The sequence below is a fragment of the Paracandidimonas soli genome, from assembly GCF_004342005.1.
Classification (GTDB): Bacteria; Pseudomonadota; Gammaproteobacteria; order Burkholderiales; family Burkholderiaceae_B; genus Paracandidimonas; species Paracandidimonas soli.
The window spans coordinates 1-17,736 of sequence record NZ_SMBX01000007.1 but is presented as its reverse complement, the minus strand read 5'-3'; the positions used below and the strand labels follow the sequence as shown (position 1 = coordinate 17,736).

The window sequence follows — 17,736 nt, the reverse complement described above, 5'->3', positions numbered from 1 at the left end:
CGCAGGAAAGCGCCCGGCGGGGCTTGGCTATAATGACGTGAACCATTTACCGCAGTCGCGGCAGGGCAGGGATCATGCAAGACGAACACAAGCAAACGGATCAGGCAGGCGACGCCGAATCGACCACGCATTTCGGCTATCAGACAGTCCGCGAGGCCGAAAAGGCGAAGAAAGTCGCCGAAGTGTTCCATTCCGTCGCCCGCCGCTACGACATCATGAACGATCTGATGTCGGCCGGCTTGCACCGGGCCTGGAAGGCCTTCACCGTGCGTCGCGCTGGCATCCGCCCGGGCATGAGGGTGCTGGACATCGCCGGCGGCACGGGCGACCTGGCCAAGGCGTTCGCTTTGCGCGCCGGAGAGTCCGGCGAGGTCTGGCTGACGGACATCAACGAATCCATGCTGCGCGTCGGGCGCGACCGCATGGCCGACCATGGCCTGGTGCTGCCCGCCGCCGTCTGCGACGCCGAGAAGCTGCCGTTCCCGTCAGCCTATTTCGACCGCGTCAGCGTGGCGTTCGGCCTGCGCAACATGACGCACAAGGAGCAGGCGCTGGCGGAAATGCGCCGCGTGCTGAAGCCGGGCGGCAAACTGCTGGTGCTGGAGTTCTCCCGCGTGGCCGCGCCGCTGGCCCCGGCCTACGACTGGTATTCCTTCAATATCCTGCCCTGGCTGGGCTCGAAAGTGGCGGGTGATGCGGACAGCTACCGCTACCTGGCGGAGTCCATCCGCATGCATCCCGACCAGCAGACCCTGTCCGGCATGATGGAAGGCGTAGGCTTTTCCAATGTGCAGTACTTCAACATGACAGCCGGCGTGGTTGCCCTGCATGAAGGGGTGAACCTGGGCTGAGCCCGTCGAGCACATCCAGTCGCCGCTGTCGTCCTAGCCACTGCATCGCAGCCTGAATATTTGCGGCCTCCCATTCATTAAGCTCGGCGATGGTAGAGATGTGCTTGGGTATAAGCCCGGCTTTCTCGTCTTCATCAATAGGCGTTTGGCCTGGTAGAGAGATAAAGTCTATCGCCATAGCTTGGACCACGAACCGCTCAACAAAGCAAGTTTGCGTTCTTCTATCCGCTTGTTGACGAATGCGTCATCCGGCCGCTGTTCTTCGAGCGCCATCGTATGGGCTACCCCCAGAACTTCCTTCCTGGCAATCTCATTTGCCTGCTGCTCCAATATTTTCTGTAATGGATGGCGGGGCACCAGACCATACACGACTTCGCAATCCAGCCCTTCGGCCAGCTTGCGTAACTGAGCCAGCGTGATCCGCCCCTCAGCCCGCCAGCAGTTCCCCATACCGGGACAAGTCGATATTCCCGCCACTGAGAATAACCCCCACGCGCTTGCCGCGCACCAGATCGGGGTTCTGCAGCATGCCGGCGGCGCCCAGGCAGCCGGTGGGCTCCACGATCAGCTTCATGCGTTCGCCGAACCAGCGCATGACCTGGACCAGTTCTTCGTCCGTGACTGTCAGCACGCCGCGCGCCACCCGCTGCAGGATGGGGAAGGTCAATTGTCCCAGGGCCAGCGACAGCGCGCCGTCGGCGATGGAGGTTGGCGGCGCGATGGAGACGATGCTGCCGGTCTCCATGGATCGCTGCCCGTCGTTGCCCGCCAGCGGCTCGACGCCATAGGCGGCGCAATCGGGCGACAGCGCCTCGACAGACAACAGCGTGCCGGCCAGCAGGCCGCCGCCGCCGAGCGGGCAGAACAGCATGTCCAGCGGGCCGGTGTCTTCCAGCAGTTCCTTGGCCGCCGTGCCCTGGCCGGCGATGACATGGGGATGATCGAAGGGCGGGACCAGCGTCAGCCCCTTTTCCTGGATCAGGGCGTCGGCTACGACTTGCCGGTCTTCGCGCAGCCGGTCGTACAGGACGACGGTTGCGCCGTATCCCCGTGTGGCGTTCTGCTTGATCTGCGGCGCATCGGCTGGCATGACGACGGTAATGGGCGTGTCCAGCAGCCTGCCCGACAGCGCCACGGCCTGCGCATGGTTGCCGGACGAGAACGCCACCACCCCCCGCCGCCGCTGCTCCGGCGTGAGCCGGGAAAGCGCGTTGTAGGCGCCGCGGAACTTGAAGGCGCCGATGCGCTGCAGGTTCTCGCACTTGAAGAAGACTTCGGCGCCGAGTTGCTGGTTCAGAGTGGATGAGGTCAATACCGGAGTGCGATGGGCAATGCCTTGCAGGCGGTCCGCGGCCGACTGCACGTCGGCGAATGTCGGAAGCTGAGGGGTGGTCATGGCAGGAAGGGTCTTGTAATAATGGGGGAAATCGTTGCATCATACCGGCGCGCCGGAGCTTTTGCCACGCGCTCGAGCGCGCAATCGGCGTATCGCAGGGCGTACGCGGGCGGACGTCCCATCTGGCGGAGGAGTTTCGGCCGCCCGGCATGAAAATTTCATGATGCGGAAAATCTCCATTCAGCTTGCTGTGATGTTCAGCTTTCTGTAAGATTAGGAATCCGCATTTCTTTTCCTATAAGAAAACAACATCGTTACCACCCGCAGTCTTGGCTGCGGGCTCATCGGAGAACACGCATGACCCGACTTTCCCGATTCTTTGCCATCGTCACGCTGGTCGTGTCGACGGGCGCCATGCTGACGGCATCGTTCGATGCCGAGGCTCGCCGCGCAGGCGGCGGCAAGAGCTTTGGCCGCCAGTCCACCAACGTAACGCAGCAGCGCCAGGCAGTCACGCCGCCCACGGCAGCCAACGCCAATACGGCGCAGCGCGCCGCGGCGCCTGCAGCGGCGGCCGGGGCCGCCGGCGCGGGCGCGGCAGCGAAGAGCGGCATGTCGCGCTGGCTGGGCCCCATCGCCGGTATCGCCGCCGGCCTGGGCATTGCCGCGCTGCTGTCCCACCTGGGCCTGTCCGGCGCATTCCTGGAGCTGATCTCCAGCATGCTGCTGATCGGTCTGCTGGCTTTCGCCGTCATCTTCATCTTCCGCCGTCTGCGCGGCGGCGCTGCGCGTCCCGCGATGCAGCAGGCAGGCGCAGGCAATGGCGGCAACGGCCTGAATCGCCAGGGCGATACGCAGCCCCTGTGGCGCCAGTCGTCCGAGCCGGCGGCGGCCGCGCCCGTCGCAGCAGCCGCAGCCGCGCCCCTGGAAACGGTGCCCGCTGCGCCTGTGGACGAATCCTGGTTCATCCCCGGCGATTTCGATACCGCCACCTTCCTGGCCCAGGCCAAGAAGCAGTTCGCCACCATCCAGGGCATCTGGGATCGCGGCGCCATCGATGAGCTGACCGAATACCTGACCGACGACCTGATCGCCGAACTCAAGCCCCAGATGATGGGTCGCGAAGATGGCGGCAAGACGGAAATCGTCCTGCTCAACGCCGAGCTGCTGGGCATAGAAAAGGTGCAGGACGGCTATCTGGCCAGCGTGCGCTATTCCGGCATGCTGCGCGAGTCGGTCGGCAGCGAAGCCTTCCGCTTCGAAGAGGTATGGAACCTGTTCAAGGCCGACGGCCAGGGCTGGCTGCTGGCCGGCATCCAGCAGATTCCGGTCGAACACGCCAGCTGATCCATCCAACACTTGCCCCGGGGGCGCTTCACTGCGATTTGTCCGATCGCAAGGGAGCGCCCCTTTTGCCTTTCCAGTGCGGCTGCCGCGCGGGCGGCGGGTGGAATAGGTCTGTACAATGGGCGGCGCAGGATGCGCGGCCGGTTTCCAGGCCGGCGAGCATGGCTGCGAGTGCTTTCTGATCCCGGTAATTTCTATGCTGCCTTTCCAATTGCTGCCCGATCCGGTGGCCCTGGCCGTCAGGCTGATCAATCCGCTGATCCGGCGCGAGCCCTGGGCCGCGCAGCGCCTGCGCGCGCAGGCGGGGAAAACGGTAAGGTTCGATATCGGCCTGCGTCCGTTCGGACTGGAGATCCTGCCTGAAGGCGAGCTGCAGCCGGCAGGGGAGCAGGCGGCGCCGGATGTCACGCTGTCCATTCCATCCAGCCGCTGGCGCGATGTGCCCGCCGCCCTGCGCACGCGCGATCCCGCCGCGCTGGCTGCGCTGATGCACGTGCAGGGCGATGCTGCGCTGGCGCAGGTCGTGTCCGACCTGGCGCGCGATCTGCGCTGGGACGTGGAAGACGATCTTTCCCGCCTGGTGGGAGACGTGGCCGCTGTCAGGCTGACGTCGACGGCGCGCAATGCCGCTGCGGCCGCCACGGAAACCGCGCGGCGCTTCATGGGCAATACGGCCGAATACCTTTCCGAGGAGAGCGGCATGCTGGTCTCCCGGCCTGCCTTCGAGCATTGGGCGGAACGCGTGGCTGGGCTGCAGTCCCGGTTGGCCGGCCTGGAGCAACGCATGGCGCGGCTGGCGCGCCGGCGCGCTAATGCCTCCGGCAATACGCAGCGGCCCGCAGGCCCTGCCGCACACAAGAGCTGAACATGTTGATCTTCTTCCGTCTGCTGCGTATTTGTCTTGTCTCGCTGCGCTATCGGCTCGACGAACTGGTGCTGTCCACCATCCGCCATCCGATTGCCGCCGGACTGCTGCGCATCGTCCGCTTCGGCCGTCCGCCCAAGCTGGAGCGCGGCGTGCGGCTGCGTCTTGCTCTGGAGTCCCTGGGTCCGATTTTCGTCAAATTCGGACAGCTGCTGTCCACGCGCCGCGACCTGATTCCGCTGGATGTGGCGCAAGAGCTGGCGCTGCTGCAGGATCGCGTCCCCCCGTTTCCCTCCAGCGTGGCGATAAAGACCATCGAGCAGTCGCTCGGAGAATCGCCGTACACGCTGTTCAAGCACTTCGAGACGGATCCCGTGGCGTCGGCCTCCATCGCCCAGGTGCATTTCGCCGTGCTGCACGATGGCCGCGAGGTGGCCGTGAAGGTGCTGCGCCCCGGCATGCGCGACATCATTGAAAAGGACCTGGCGCTGATGCGCGTGCTGGCGGCGCTGGTGGAGCGCCTGCTGCCCGACGGCCGCCGCCTCAAGCCCCGCGAGGTCGTGGCCGAGTTCAACAACTATCTGCACGATGAGCTGGACCTGATTCGCGAGGCGGCCAACTGCAGCCAGCTGCGGCGCAATTTCGCGCCGGAGACCGGGCGCAGCCATCTGCTGATCGTGCCCGAGGTCATGTGGGACTACTGCGCCACCAATGTGTTCACCATGGAGCGCATGAGCGGCATCCAGGTCAGCAAGATCGACCGGCTGCGCGAGGCGGGCATCGACATCAAGCGGCTGGCCCGCAGCGGCGTGGAGATCTTCTTTACCCAGGTGTTCACCGATGGCTTTTTCCATGCGGACATGCATCCGGGCAATATCTATGTCTCCGACGATCCCAAGACTCTGGGCCGCTATATTGCGCTGGACTTCGGCATCGTCGGCTCGCTGTCGGAATTCGACAAGAACTATCTGGCGCAGAATTTCCTGGCTTTCTTCCGGCGCGATTATCGCCGCGTAGCGCAACTGCACATCGAATCGGGCTGGGTGCCGCCCACCACGCGCGAGGTCGAGCTCGAAGGCGCGGTGCGCGCGGTGTGCGAACCTTATTTCGACCGGCCCCTGGCCGAGATCTCGCTGGGCCAGGTGCTGCTGCGGTTGTTCCAGACTTCGCGCCGATTCAATGTGGAAATCCAGCCGCAATTGGTGCTGCTGCAGAAAACCCTGCTGAACGTCGAAGGCATGGGCCGCGAGCTGGATCCCGAACTGGACCTCTGGCAGACCGCCAAGCCGTACCTGGAAAAGTGGATGCACCAGCGCGTCGGGCTGGAGGCATTGCGCGAGCGGCTCAAGGCGGAGTCCGGGCAATGGGCGCAGATGCTGCCCGAGTTGCCCCGCCTGGTGCATGCGCAGCTGTCCCGCCCCGATACCGCGCCCAAGCTGGCGCAGGAAATCGAACAACTGCGGCGCTCGCAGGAGCAGGCCAATCGCGTATTGATGGCCATTGCCGCTTTGGGGGCCGCAGCCCTGGGCATCGCCTTGTGGGCGCTGACGCGCTAGGGGCGGCCGCCCGATAATCCGCTAGCGTTGAGATATCGTTCAGTGCCGACAGGCGCCAGGAAAATGCCATGACAGCATCATTCGAAAGCAAGATCCTCACCCGCGAGCAGTGCGTGGCGCGCGTCGCCGAACTGCCGCGTCCGCTGGTGTTCACCAATGGCGTCTTCGACATCCTGCATCGCGGCCATGTCACGTACCTGGACCAGGCGGCGCAGCTGGGCGCGACGCTGATCGTGGCCGTCAACACGGATGCCTCGGTGCGCCGCCTGGGCAAGGGCGACGACCGTCCGCTGAATACCGAGCAGGATCGCGCCGCCCTGCTGGCGTCGCTGCAAAGCGTGACGCTGGTGACGTCGTTCGATGAAGACACGCCGCAGCAACTGATCGAGCAACTGCGGCCGGACATCATCGTCAAGGGCGGCGACTACGACATGGCCAAGCTGCCGGAAACCGCCGTCGTGGAAAGCTGGGGCGGCCGCGCGGTGGCCATTCCCTTCGAGCACGAAAAGTCGACCACGGCGCTGCTGAAGAAGATACGCGGAGTTTGATGCCGATATTGAGTAAATATCCTCACTGACATATTGCTCCCAATCGGCAGGTTGGCGGGCAACAAGCCCGCTATGGTAGTTCCCGGTCTTTCAGATTGCAGTTCTCACTGGTTTTCAATCTGGAAGCATCGCAAGCAAACTCCGGGACGCCACTGATGAAAAGCATATGCAGGCTTGATAAGTATATTGTTGATATTAACTTTTTAGGTTAATATCATGGAAAAAGCGATTCCGCATTACAAACTACACGCGGTAAAGGCATTGGCAAGCGCCGGACGCATCAGATCAACAGTTTCAGCGTTGGCTGGTGCGGCAGGTCTGGGCTTGGACTTCAGGGCACTTGTCGATACTGTCGTGAGCCTGGAGTCCAGCGTTTTCCATAAAAGTATGACGACACATGCGGATCATAGAGTCTGGCATGATGTTTATCGTCCATGGACGACTGGCGGCTGGGCGTACATGAAGCTTACCGTGCCTGATGACGTCCTTGTCGTATCCTTCAAGGAGCTGTGACAATGCTTTGTCCTGCTTGTGCTGCAGATGATTTGGTGACGCAGTGTCGCGATCTGTCCTATACCTACAAAGGCAAATCCACGTTGATACCTGCAGTGGCTGGCGAGTGTTGCCCAGCCTGTGGGGAAACAGTGCTCAATGAAACCGAATCTGCTCGGGTAAGCCAGGCCATGCTCGCATTCAATCGGCAAGTGAATGCTGCGCAAGTGGATCCCGGCTATATCGCGTCTGTACGTAAAAAACTGGGGCTGGATCAGAGGGAGGCGGCGGAAATTTTTGGTGGCGGTGTCAACGCCTTTTCCCGCTATGAAACCGGCAAAGCCAGTCCGTCGATAGCACTGATCAAATTGCTGCGCTTGCTGGACAGGCATCCCGAGCTTTTACAAGAAATACGCATGGCTTGACCACGGGCCAAAGCGCAAGTCCCGGACTTCAGGTCGGATTCTTCACCAGCGCGTTGCGCGGTTATTGCACTTGTTGCGAGCTTGCCAGCAGATTGTTGATGGCGATGATGTCGGATTCGTTCAGCGCGCCGCTGCTGGCCTTCAGGCGCAGGCCGTGCATCAGCGTATCGTAGCGGGCGCGGGCCAGGTTGCGCTGCGTTTCGTACAACTGCTGCTGCGCGTTCAGCACGTCGATGTTCACCCGCACGCCAACTTCATAGCCAAGCTGGTTGGCTTCGAGCGATGCGCGGCTGGAGGCCTCGGCGGCGCTCAGCGCCCGGACCTGTGACAGCCCCGACACCACCCCCGAAAAATACTGCTGGGCCGACTGCGTGGCCAGGCGCTTCGCGGCTTCGAGCTGGTAGCGGGCCTGCTGCAGGCGCAGCGTCTGCTCGCGCACCTCGGAGGAAATGCCGCCGCCGGAATACAGCGGGATGGAAAGCTGTAGGCCGATCGAGCTGTCCATCGACCTTGGGCCCTGGTTGTTCGGGTACAGGCGATTGTCGCTGGCGCTGCCGGTTTGCGCCTGCAGGGACAGGGTGGGGTAGTGGCCGCTGCGGGCGACCGAGATGCGGTTCTCGGCGATGCGCGCATCCAGGTCGGCGCGCAGTACGTCCAGGTTGGCGGTTGCGGCCTGCGTAACCCAGTCGTCGATGGTCGCGGGCTGCGGGGGAGGCAGGGGCGTATCGGTGCGCAGGGTCGCCAACTGGCCCACGGGCTCGTAGATCAGCGTGGACAGGCGGTCGCGGCTGATCTGCAGGGCGTTCTGCGCCTGGATTTCGGAGGCCTGCAGCAGATCAAGCCGCGCCTGGGTTTCGTGCGTATCGGCAATGGTCGTGCCGCCCAGCGCGAAGGACTGCTGCGCTGACTGCAACTGGTGCTCGGCGGCGCGGATCTGGGCATGGATGACGTTCAGCGTGTCTTGCGCCGCCAGCACGTCGAAATAGGCCTGGGTCACGCGCAGGATCAGGTCCTGATAGGCCAGTTGCTGCGCAACATCGGCCGAGTTGGCATGGAAGTGCGATTGCTCCAGCTGGCGCCAGCGCGAGATGTCGATGACGGGCTGGGTCAGCGTCAGCGACCAGAGGTTGCGGTTGCTGCCCGAGCCTTGGTTCAGTTCGCTGGCATGCCGCTTGTCCTGCGCATAGGTGCCGGCCTGGGCCTGGATCTGGGGCAGCAGTTGCGCGCGAGCCTGCGGCACGCGTTCCTGCTCGGCGTTGCGCGCCGATTGCGCGGCGGCGTAAGTGGGATCCCGTTGCAGCGCGGACTGCCATATCTGCAGCAGATCCTGGGCATTGGCCAGTGGAACGGCCAGTGCCAGGGTGAATAGCGCCAGCGCGTGTTTCAGGCGGAGCGGCTGCACGGGAGGGCCGGGCTCAGAATTTGAACTGAGACACAGCAGGCCCGCGCAGGGGCTTGATGACGGTATCGAACAGGCCTTCGGTCTCGAAGTTGGCGGCGCTGGTGCGCGTGATGCGGAATGCCGTCATGATGGGAGCCTGCCCAACGACGACGACCATGCGTCCGCCGATGCGCAACTGGTATTTCAGGCCGTCCGGAATGGCGGGAACCGAGCCCGTCAGCAGGATGGCGTCGTATTCGGTGGCGCCCCAGCCGGCATGGGCGTCGCCAGTCTCGACGCGCACATTGTCGATCTGGTTGCGCTGCAGGTTCTGCTGCGCGTAGGTGGCCAGCTTGCTGTTGACCTCGACGCTGGTGACCTGCTGCGCCAGACGCGCCAGCAGGGCGGCCTGATAGCCGGAGCCCGTGCCGATTTCCAGCACACAGTCGCTGGGCTTGAGCCGCAGTTCTTGCGCAAGCCGGGCCTCGAGCTTGGGGGACAGCATGGTTTCGTTGGTGTCGATGGAGTTGACGACCAGCGGCAGCTCGATGTCGGAAAAGGCCAGCGATTGCATATTGGGAGGCACGAAGCGTTCACGCGGCACGTCGAACAGTGCCTGCAGCACATCGGTATCCAGCACATCCCAGGGGCGGATCTGCTGCTCTATCATATTGAATCGGGCTTGTTCCACTTCTGACAAGGTAGGTGCGTTCATGGCTGACACAAAATAAAGACGGAATGAAGGCCACGGGCCTGCGGGCGGCCGGGCGGATAGATCGGGCTATTGTACTGAATTGTGGGGGAAACGGCCGCCCGATTGAGCGTCAGCTGGACAGCGCGCGCTTGGGCGCGGCGGATCCCTGCGGCATCAGCCGCGCGATCACGCCGATCACCAGCAGCGAGAACGCCAGCCTGGCCCAGAGAATGCCCGACAGGTCCGCGCCCAGCAGCATCATGACGAGGGTGTCTTCGATCAGGCTGTGGCACAGGTTCAGGAAAGCCAGGGTCAGCAGGATGTCGCGCTTGCCTACGGCGCCGGACTTGGCTTCGCGGATCAGCAGGCCGCCGCCATAGCTGATGCCAAGCATGATGCCGATGATGGTGGTATTGGCGGCCTGCCTGCCGATGCCGATGGCTTTCAGGAGCGGAGACAGCAGGACGTGGAGCAGGCGCTCGACGCCGATCAGCCGCAATACTCGCAGCAACAGCATCAGCACGGCAATGATGGGCAGGATCATGGCGATGACCTGCAATTGTCCCAGCGCCCAGCTCAGCAGCCCGGGATCGGGCGCGTCGGGTTGCCACTGCAGGACGTTGGTCTGCTGCAGGCTGCCGGTGGCGCGATAGGCCAGGTTCAGCAGCCCGCCCAGGACCATGGCCCCTCCCACGCGCAATGCGATCGTCATGCGCCATGACATGCCGGCGGCCTTGGCGATGGCGCCTTCCACCGGCAGGGCGTGGGCGATCAGCATCATCGTACTCAGCACCGTGACCTGGGCGACCGTCAGGCTTTCCGTCGCGCTGACGGTAAAGAAAATGGCCATGGCGGTATAGATATTGGTGACGAGCGTGGTGGCCCAGACGATTCCCATGGATTCGGGCAGGCCGACCAGGTGCATGGCGGGCGACAGCAGCCAGGCCAGCCATTGCGTCGCTCCCGCCATGTCCAGCAGCTTGACGGCGATGATGGCGGGGATCATGACGCGCATCAGCGTCAAGTAGACCTTGACCGAGTCTCGCGACAGTGTCGTCAATTCGTGAACGATGCGGGCAAAGAGCGAGGCGGACGGGCGAGTCATTGCACCGCCTCCGGCATCCAGCCCAGGCCGCTGTCGGTGTCGTGCAGCGGTATGTATTCGCAGCCGATCCAGCCGCTGTAGCCCAAGCGGTCCAGCAGTTCGAACAGGTAGGGATAGCGGATTTCTCCGGTGCCCGGCTCGTGCCTGCCGGGGTTGTCGGCAATCTGGATATGGGCGATGCGGTGCAGCTTGTCTTCCAGCGTGCGCGCCAGCTCGCCCTCCATGCGCTGCATGTGATACACGTCGTATTGCAGCCAGGTGTTTTCCAGGCCGTGCGCGGCGATCAGGTCCAGCACTTGCTGCGAGCGGTGCATGGCAAAGCCCGGCACATCGTAGGTATTGATGGCTTCCACCAGCAGGCGGATGCCGGCCTTCTTCAGCGTCGCGTCGGCGTGACGCAGGTTGCCCGCCAGCGTGGCAAGCGCTTCTTCGCGCGGCAGGGATTCGGGGATCAGGCCCGACAGGCAGTTCAGCTGCTTGCAGCCGAGCGTGCGGGCGTATTCGATGCCCCGTTCCAGCCCCTCGCGGAACTCCTGCTCGCGCCCCGGCAGGCAGGCAATGCCGCGCTCGCCCTCGGCGGCGTTGCCGGGCGGCAGGTTGTGCAGGACCAGCTCGACATTGGCGTTCCGCAGACGCTCGGCCAGCATGCCGGCTTCGTATTCATAGGGAAACTGCAGCTCGACGGCGGAAAACCCGCTGCGCGCGGCCGCCGCGATGCGGTCGGGAAACGGAAGCTCGGGATACAGCAGGCTGATGTTGGCGCAGAAACGGGGCATGGTGTCTGTGTGTCGGTAATTTTTAGGCGGCGACGGTAATGCCGGGCATGTGTTCCCGGCGTGCGGGCTGAACTACGATTTCGACGTGCTGATCCAGCGATACCAGAGCTTGCATCAACCGTTCGAGCGAAATGTTCTGAAGTTTGTAGCGGCGGATTTGCGACACCTTTGGTTGCGTCATGCCAGTGATGGCCGAAGCTTCGGTTTGGCTGAGACCGCGCTGATCGATCAATTCGTTGAATTTGAGTGCGAGCGCAGCCTTGGCTGATAATTCTTCGGCATCTTCGATACCAAGGTCGAGCAGCACATTATCGGTGCCACGAGGGTGGTCGCGATGGGGCATCTCATTCTCCTGCTCAATCGTAGCGTGCGAGCACAGCTTTCAGCCGTTTCCCAATCAATGTGACGTCCGGCTGAGGTGTGGCAATGCCGGATTTGGATTTTTTCTGGAACGCATGGAGTACATGTACTGCGCCGCCGACCCGCACTGTATAGACCGTTCGGAAAGCGTCGCCCCGGTAATCTTCCGTCAGTTCATAAATTCCGGAACCGAGCCCCTTCCAATGCTTGGCTGAATCCGGCAAGCCGCCTAACTGGGCGACAAACAGCGCCACTCCCATATCCTTTTGTACATCGAGCGGGAATTTCGTAAAGTCTTTTTTTGACGAACCTTCCCAATACAGGATCTTGCGCGTTCGATTCATTATATCTGTTCGGATATATCTGGCAAGCCTCCGGACTATCGTGTGATGTTGACACGGCAATTCAAGGGCGGGCCATGGTGCAGAGAGTATGGCCACTCTACGCAGGCTCGCTTTCTTGCGTAAGCCTCGGCAACTACCCATGGATACTGTCATCACATGGCCATGTCGTTGGCCGGGAAGCTGGTTTTTCCGCACTGGGAATATCCGCCGGACAGGGTAAACTCCTTGTATTGCAGGAACACAGCAGGAGAATTCGCATGCGTAAAGTTCTGGTAACCGGCGGCACCGGTTTCATCGGCAGCCATACCGTAGTGGCGCTGCAGCAGGCTGGCTACGAGGTCGTCATCCTGGACAACCTGTCGAACAGCAGCGAATCCGTCCTGGATGCGATCCAGGCCATCACCAGCCAGCAGCCGGCCTTCGTGCGCGGCGACGTGCGGGATACGGAACTGCTGGCCCGCGTGTTCCAGAGCCATCACCTCTCGGCCGTCCTGCATTTCGCCGGCCTGAAGGCGGTCGGCGAGTCCACGCAGATACCCCTCGCCTACTACGACAACAACGTCAACGGCAGCACGCAATTGCTGCAGATCATGCAGCAGGCGGGCGTGCGCACGTTCGTGTTTTCCTCCTCGGCCACCGTCTACGGCGATCCGCAGCGTCTGCCGCTGACGGAGGATCATCCGCGCTCCGCGACCAACCCGTACGGCCATACCAAGCTGGTGGTGGAGGACATCCTGGAAAGCCTGTACCGCAGCGAACCAGGCTGGAAAATCGCCAGGCTGCGGTACTTCAATCCCGTGGGAGCGCATCCCAGCGGCCTGATCGGCGAATCTCCGCAAGGCGTCCCCAACAACCTGATGCCCTTTGTCGCGCAGGTGGCGACGGGCCTGCGCCCGAAGCTGCAAGTATTCGGCAACGACTACGATACGCCGGACGGCACTGGCGTGCGCGACTACATCCACGTCGTGGACCTGGCCGAAGGCCACGTGGCGGCGCTGCGCCATTGCGAAAAGCACGAGCAGGACCTGCTGACCGTCAACCTGGGCACCGGCCAGGGCTATTCCGTGCTGGAAATGGTCAAGGCGTTCGAACAGGCCAGCGGCCGCCAGGTGCCTTACGACATCGTGGCCCGCCGTCCGGGCGACATTGCCGCGTGCTGGGCGGACACGACGAAGGCGCGGCAGGTCATAGGCTGGAAGGCCAGCCTGGGCCTGAAGCAGATGTGCGAGGACGCTTGGCGCTGGGCGGAGAAAGAGGCGAAGTAGGTGGGGGCGGTCTTTCTTCTTATCTGCTCCGCTAGGTAGTATATATACTGCTTGGCAGACTAAAGAAACGGGCATCAATCGGTGAGGGTCATATAAAGCAAGCACCGTATGACGAAGTATATATACTTCGTCATACTAGGCTCTATGGCTTGCCTCCAGCCCGGCGCACGATATCGTCGGCGCACAGATAGCCCCAACTCATGAATGGCCCGAGCGTGGTGCCGGCGCCGACGCCGCGCGTGCCGATCGGATTGGCCATGGAAGCGCCCGCGCAGTACAGTCCCTCGATCACGCTGCCATCGGCCCGCAGCGCCCGCCCACGCTCGTCGGTGCGCGGGCCGCCCTTGGTGCTCATGATGGAGCGCAGGAAGCGGATCGCAACGAAGGGCGGCTGGACGATCGGCGCCAGGCCGCCGCTCTTGCGCTTGTCGGCCGCTTGCTGCGCCCTGGTGCTGCCGCGTCCGAAATCGCTGTCCACGCCTGTAGCGCACAGCGCGTTGTAGCGCGTCACCGTTTCCGCCAGGGTGCGGGGATCCACGTCGATCTTCGCCGCCAGCGACTCCAGCGTTTCCGCCTTGACCAGCCAATCCGGAGACAGCCTGGACATCCAGCGAATCAGCGGCATTTTGGGCAGATAGCTTGCATCGGTCACGACGTAGGCCGGCAAGTACAGCGCTTCGCCTGTGGCCGGGTCGCGGCGATTGATGACCTCGCCGATATTGGGAATGAGCTCGTCGGTAAAGCGGCGGCCGTGCCGGTCGATCAGGATGGAGTTGGCTTCCCCATGGTAGGGGACGGGCATGCCATGTATTGCGCAGTGGTATGGCCTCGGGATGGCCGGCGTAAAGGTCGCCTGATCCATGCGGGCCAGCTCGGCGCCGGCTTGCTCCGCCATGCGATGGCCGTCGCCGGTCAATGAGCGCGGGCCGCCCAGAAAGCCTATGGGCCCGGGTATGTGCTGCGACATCATCTGGGCATTCCATTCGAACCCGCCCGTTGCAATCAGGACGCCATGGCGAGCACGCGCCTCGTACTCGCGTCCTTGCCATTCGACTCTTGCGCCTGCGACGCGGCCGCCATCCAGCAACAGCTCGATGCCTCGCGCCTTGCGCACGATCCGGCATCCCGCATCGACGCAGCCGCGCACCAGTCCGGTGATCAGCGCGACGCCCTTGCCGGCCGAAAGCGTGAGGACCCGCTTCGCGAGCCGCGGCAGCAACTGGAAGGTGGTGGCAAGCGGGCGGTGATAGAGGTCGGTTTCCAGCACATCGTGATAGGTGAACGGTTCGGGCAGTGTCGATCCCCGGATGCAGAAAGCCAGGCGTCCCGCCGCAAGGCGGCTGAGCGGCAGCGGCGACAGCATGCGGCCCTTCGGGCGCGAGCCAGGTACGGCGGGGAAGGGGTCCGGCTCATTCGTCAGCCGAAAGCGCAGCGGTGTGTGCGCCTCGATGAACTCGAGCATGGATGGGCCTGCCGACAGCATTGCCCGCCAGGATGGCGTTTCGTCCCAATCTTCCGGCGTGGCGCCAGCGATGTAGCGCAGGGCGTCGTCCAGATTGTCTTCAAGGCCGGCGCGCTTGGCGAGGTGGTTGGCCGGCACCCAGATGCCTCCCGCGGACATGGCGCTGGCGCCGCCCAGCAGGCTGGTTTTCTCGCAGACCAGCACGCTGAGCCCCGAAGTCGCGGCCCGCAGGGCGGCGGTCAAGGCCGCGCAGCCGGATCCCAGGACGATCAGGTCGTAGGTCGAGTCGAATGGTGAGGCGTTTGCCATAGTTCAGTCCTTGAGTCACATGAGCTGCGCGCAGACGCCTGGCGCCATGAAAGCAGGGCCGGCATGCGCGGCCCAGGCTTCCAAAATTATAATTTCCGATCTCGAAAATAGACTGCCAAATAATCATCTGAAAAATCGGAATATAGAAATAAAAATCCGATATATCGGTTGGGCAGGAATTATTTTTTCAGATGGCCAAGCGTTTATGCCGGATTGAATGCGAATCGGGGACGCCACGGCCCCGCTGCTGGATTATGCCCGATGAAAACAAAAAGTAATAAAAAGAAATAAATAAACATAAATATCAATCTAGATCAAAGACCTCTCCTTCCAGCCAGATAAAACTGTCCTCCCAGCTGTTGACTTTTCACAACCGCAAAAACAGAGGAGGCTTCCATGGCGGTTCATCCAGCTGGACAGCGCGGCCGCGCGCTGCATCATTTCCCCTTGGGCATTGCTTTTTCACTGGCCTTGCTGCTGTTGCCGCTACCCATGCAGGCAAGCGCAAGTCCTTCCCCCGAAGTACCAGCAAGTCCGCCCGCCTCCTATACGTTCACGGGCGACACCATCCAGATTCCCTCCGGCAGCAATCAAACCGACGCGCGTGCCATCATCGTGCAGGCGCCGGCGCAGTTCCATATCGCCGAAAATGCCAGTCTGCGGCTGATGGGCACGCTTGCCAACGCGCCCGGCTCGTATCACGGCTTGCACAAAACCGGGCATGGCACCCTGGCGCTCGCCAATGCCGGCACGCTCCAGGGCAACACCCTGTTATATCAGGGTGTCTTGAGACTGGAGCACAGCCAGGCGCTGGGCTGGGCAGGTCGCGCCCTGCAGGTTTCGGGCGGTACCCGGCTGGAATACGCCGACGGGCTTGGTATCCTGCACGGCTTGCAACTGGCCGACCTGTCCATCCCGGCCGGTCTGCCATTCGATGCGCCCCGGCCCGGGGCGCATCCGGGCGTGCAATGGGTAGTCGAGCAGGGCAGTGCCGTTCACCAGGGCGATCTGCTTGGCTATCTGCCCATATGGAAGCTTGGCCGGGGCGAATTGGTTCTGGACGGCATGGCCCTGGCGTATCAGGGAGAATTTCATCTCGGCGAAGGCGCGCTGGCCTTGAACAATATGCTGGGCGGCAGCCTGCTGGCCGACTCCGGCACACGACTGTCGGGCCAGGGCCAGGCGCAAAGCCTGCGGCTCAATGGCGATGTCCTGTTCGCGCCCGGCCTGCGGCAGTGGCCGGGCAGCCAGTCGCCGGCAAGCCAGCTATCGGACCGGTCGGTATTCCAGGTGGGCGGCGATGTGCATCTGAGCGACGGCAGCACGCTGCTGATCGTCGCTAGGCCGGACGGCATGTCGAACCGGCTGCTAGTAGGCGGGAGCGTCCATCTGGCCGGGCAACTGCATATCCTGGCCGAAGGCGAATGGGAGCGCAGCGTCAGCTACAACATCGTGCAGGCCCAGCGCATCGAGCCAGGCTCGGCATTTGCCGATTGGCTGCTGAGTCGCGACGACCTGGATGCATCCCTGGCCTACGCGGCGGATCGCGTTATTCTTACCCTGTCACCCAGGCGGGAGGCCGTTGCGTGGAATGTGCAGGCATCCGGCACGGCAGTGCGGGCTATCCTGCTGGACGACAGCCGCTTTGTGCGGCAGGCGGTCCTGCATCAACAGCGCGGCGGCCTTGGGCTGGCGGATGCGCCCCGCGCATGGGCGCATGCCTTTACCGTGCATGGCTCGCGCAGCGGCCCGACCGCATCTGGCCAGCGCAGCCTGAATGGCGCGATACTGGGGATGGATGTCCCCATCAATGCCGTGTGGCATGGCAGCGTGTACGGCGGGGCGCAGCATACCCGATGGACTTCCGGAGACAGCCAGACACCGGCCTCGGTCAATACCTGGCACCTGGGCATGGCGCTGACCGCCCGGCGCGATGCATGGCAATTCACCACTGGACTGGCCTACAGCCGCCACAGCGTATCCGGGCATGCCCAGCTGGCGCAGGCAGCATGGAGGCAAAGCCTGCATACCAGCCATCGCGCTCATACGGTTCAGCTGTTTGCCTCGGCATCGCGCCAATGGCGGATAGGGGATACGGCGCTGACGCCATTCCTCGAGCTGGCTTGGATCAGTCACAAGACCCCGTCGCACCGCTACCAGGCCAGCAACGCATGGCTGGCAACCGGACGCACTTCCGACAGGATGCGCACCGCCACCCTGGGCGTGCGGGCCGAGCGCCAGTTCGCGCTGAAGCAATCCGGCTCGCTGGGAGTCTACGCACAGGCTGCCTGGCGCCATGCCGACACATCGGAGCAGCCGTGGATGCAATGGCAGGGCAGCGCCCGAGGGTCTGTGCAGAGTGGCCATACGGCGCCCGGCGTTAACATTGCCCGCCACGCTCTGCAAACTCAGCTGGGTCTGATGTGGCAGCCGCAGCGCCAATGGCAACTGTCGCTCGATTACGCGGGGCAGTATGCGGCTGGAGATAACGATCACCAGTGGCTGGCGCAGGTGGAATATCGGTTCTAGCCCGGAAATTTCACCAAAAGGAATCGGCGCATACCTTTAAGCCCGCATAAAATCGAGGTGCGAAACAAGATTTTGGGAAGGTAGCGCCGAT

General features: G+C 63.1%; 17 protein-coding genes. 9 read left to right on the top strand and 8 right to left on the bottom strand.

Annotated features, from left to right (window positions below; translation table 11 throughout):
- Positions 1-74 precede the first annotated feature (74 nt).
- Entirely contained in the window at positions 75-851 is a 777-nt protein-coding gene (ubiE, locus tag EV686_RS13330; RefSeq protein ID WP_132477448.1) for a bifunctional demethylmenaquinone methyltransferase/2-methoxy-6-polyprenyl-1,4-benzoquinol methylase UbiE, read from the top strand.
- Positions 852-1,278: 427 nt separating this feature from the next.
- Here the strand turns inward: ubiE and EV686_RS13320 are convergent, their stop codons facing one another.
- Positions 1,279-2,247 carry a threo-3-hydroxy-L-aspartate ammonia-lyase gene (locus tag EV686_RS13320; protein WP_132477446.1) on the bottom strand — a complete coding sequence of 323 codons (969 nt, stop codon included), beginning with the start codon at positions 2,245-2,247 and terminating at the stop codon, positions 1,279-1,281.
- 297 nt (positions 2,248-2,544) lie between these two features.
- Here EV686_RS13320 and EV686_RS13315 point away from each other — a divergent pair, with 297 nt between their 5' ends.
- From EV686_RS13315 to EV686_RS13290, 6 genes are all read left to right on the top strand, one after another.
- A complete protein-coding gene (locus tag EV686_RS13315; RefSeq protein ID WP_132477445.1) occupies positions 2,545-3,534 on the top strand; it encodes a Tim44 domain-containing protein in 990 nt (329 codons plus the stop codon).
- Positions 3,535-3,730: 196 nt separating this feature from the next.
- The gene (locus EV686_RS13310; RefSeq protein ID WP_243650887.1) at positions 3,731-4,399 is read left to right on the top strand and encodes a ubiquinone biosynthesis accessory factor UbiJ; all 669 of its coding nucleotides are present in this window, start codon (positions 3,731-3,733) and stop codon (positions 4,397-4,399) included.
- 2 nt (positions 4,400-4,401) lie between these two features.
- On the top strand, positions 4,402-5,955 hold the full coding sequence (gene ubiB, locus EV686_RS13305; protein ID WP_165972606.1) for a ubiquinone biosynthesis regulatory protein kinase UbiB: 1,554 nt from the start codon (positions 4,402-4,404) through the stop codon (positions 5,953-5,955).
- Between the two features lie 68 nt (positions 5,956-6,023).
- Positions 6,024-6,503 carry a D-glycero-beta-D-manno-heptose 1-phosphate adenylyltransferase gene (gene rfaE2 / locus EV686_RS13300; RefSeq protein WP_132477442.1) on the top strand — a complete coding sequence of 160 codons (480 nt, stop codon included), beginning with the start codon at positions 6,024-6,026 and terminating at the stop codon, positions 6,501-6,503.
- A gap of 216 nt (positions 6,504-6,719) precedes the next feature.
- Positions 6,720-7,016, top strand: a complete 297-nt coding sequence (locus EV686_RS13295; protein ID WP_132477441.1) for a type II toxin-antitoxin system MqsR family toxin — start codon at positions 6,720-6,722, stop codon at positions 7,014-7,016.
- A 2-nt stretch (positions 7,017-7,018) separates the two neighbouring features.
- Positions 7,019-7,420, top strand: coding sequence for a type II toxin-antitoxin system MqsA family antitoxin (locus EV686_RS13290; protein WP_132477440.1), 402 nt, complete (start codon positions 7,019-7,021; stop codon positions 7,418-7,420).
- Between the two features lie 61 nt (positions 7,421-7,481).
- Here EV686_RS13290 and EV686_RS13285 read toward each other — a convergent pair whose 3' ends face one another.
- The 6 genes from EV686_RS13285 to EV686_RS13260 all read right to left on the bottom strand — a co-directional run bounded on the left by EV686_RS13285 (position 7,482) and on the right by EV686_RS13260 (position 12,080).
- A complete protein-coding gene (locus EV686_RS13285; protein ID WP_132477439.1) occupies positions 7,482-8,822 on the bottom strand; it encodes a TolC family outer membrane protein in 1,341 nt (446 codons plus the stop codon).
- A gap of 13 nt (positions 8,823-8,835) precedes the next feature.
- The gene (locus EV686_RS13280; protein ID WP_132477438.1) at positions 8,836-9,516 is read right to left on the bottom strand and encodes a protein-L-isoaspartate O-methyltransferase family protein; all 681 of its coding nucleotides are present in this window, start codon (positions 9,514-9,516) and stop codon (positions 8,836-8,838) included.
- Between the two features lie 109 nt (positions 9,517-9,625).
- Entirely contained in the window at positions 9,626-10,600 is a 975-nt protein-coding gene (locus EV686_RS13275) for a hypothetical protein (RefSeq protein ID WP_207901776.1), read from the bottom strand.
- A complete protein-coding gene (gene hyi, locus EV686_RS13270; RefSeq protein WP_132477437.1) occupies positions 10,597-11,376 on the bottom strand; it encodes a hydroxypyruvate isomerase in 780 nt (259 codons plus the stop codon). The genes EV686_RS13275 and hyi overlap by 4 nt, the downstream gene beginning before the upstream one ends.
- A gap of 22 nt (positions 11,377-11,398) precedes the next feature.
- Positions 11,399-11,719 (bottom strand): helix-turn-helix domain-containing protein, encoded by a 321-nt coding sequence (locus EV686_RS13265; protein ID WP_132477436.1) that lies wholly within the window; start codon positions 11,717-11,719, stop codon positions 11,399-11,401.
- A 13-nt stretch (positions 11,720-11,732) separates the two neighbouring features.
- Positions 11,733-12,080: a type II toxin-antitoxin system RelE/ParE family toxin gene (locus tag EV686_RS13260; protein WP_132477435.1), complete on the bottom strand. Its 348-nt coding sequence runs from the start codon at positions 12,078-12,080 to the stop codon at positions 11,733-11,735.
- 257 nt (positions 12,081-12,337) lie between these two features.
- Between EV686_RS13260 and galE the strand changes: the two genes are divergently transcribed.
- Positions 12,338-13,345 carry a UDP-glucose 4-epimerase GalE gene (gene galE, locus EV686_RS13255; protein WP_132477434.1) on the top strand — a complete coding sequence of 336 codons (1,008 nt, stop codon included), beginning with the start codon at positions 12,338-12,340 and terminating at the stop codon, positions 13,343-13,345.
- Positions 13,346-13,487: 142 nt separating this feature from the next.
- Here galE and EV686_RS13250 read toward each other — a convergent pair whose 3' ends face one another.
- Positions 13,488-15,116: an FAD-dependent oxidoreductase gene (locus EV686_RS13250; RefSeq protein WP_132477433.1), complete on the bottom strand. Its 1,629-nt coding sequence runs from the start codon at positions 15,114-15,116 to the stop codon at positions 13,488-13,490.
- 396 nt (positions 15,117-15,512) lie between these two features.
- Here EV686_RS13250 and EV686_RS13245 point away from each other — a divergent pair, with 396 nt between their 5' ends.
- Positions 15,513-17,645: an autotransporter outer membrane beta-barrel domain-containing protein gene (locus EV686_RS13245; RefSeq protein WP_132477432.1), complete on the top strand. Its 2,133-nt coding sequence runs from the start codon at positions 15,513-15,515 to the stop codon at positions 17,643-17,645.
- Positions 17,646-17,736 lie beyond the last annotated feature (91 nt).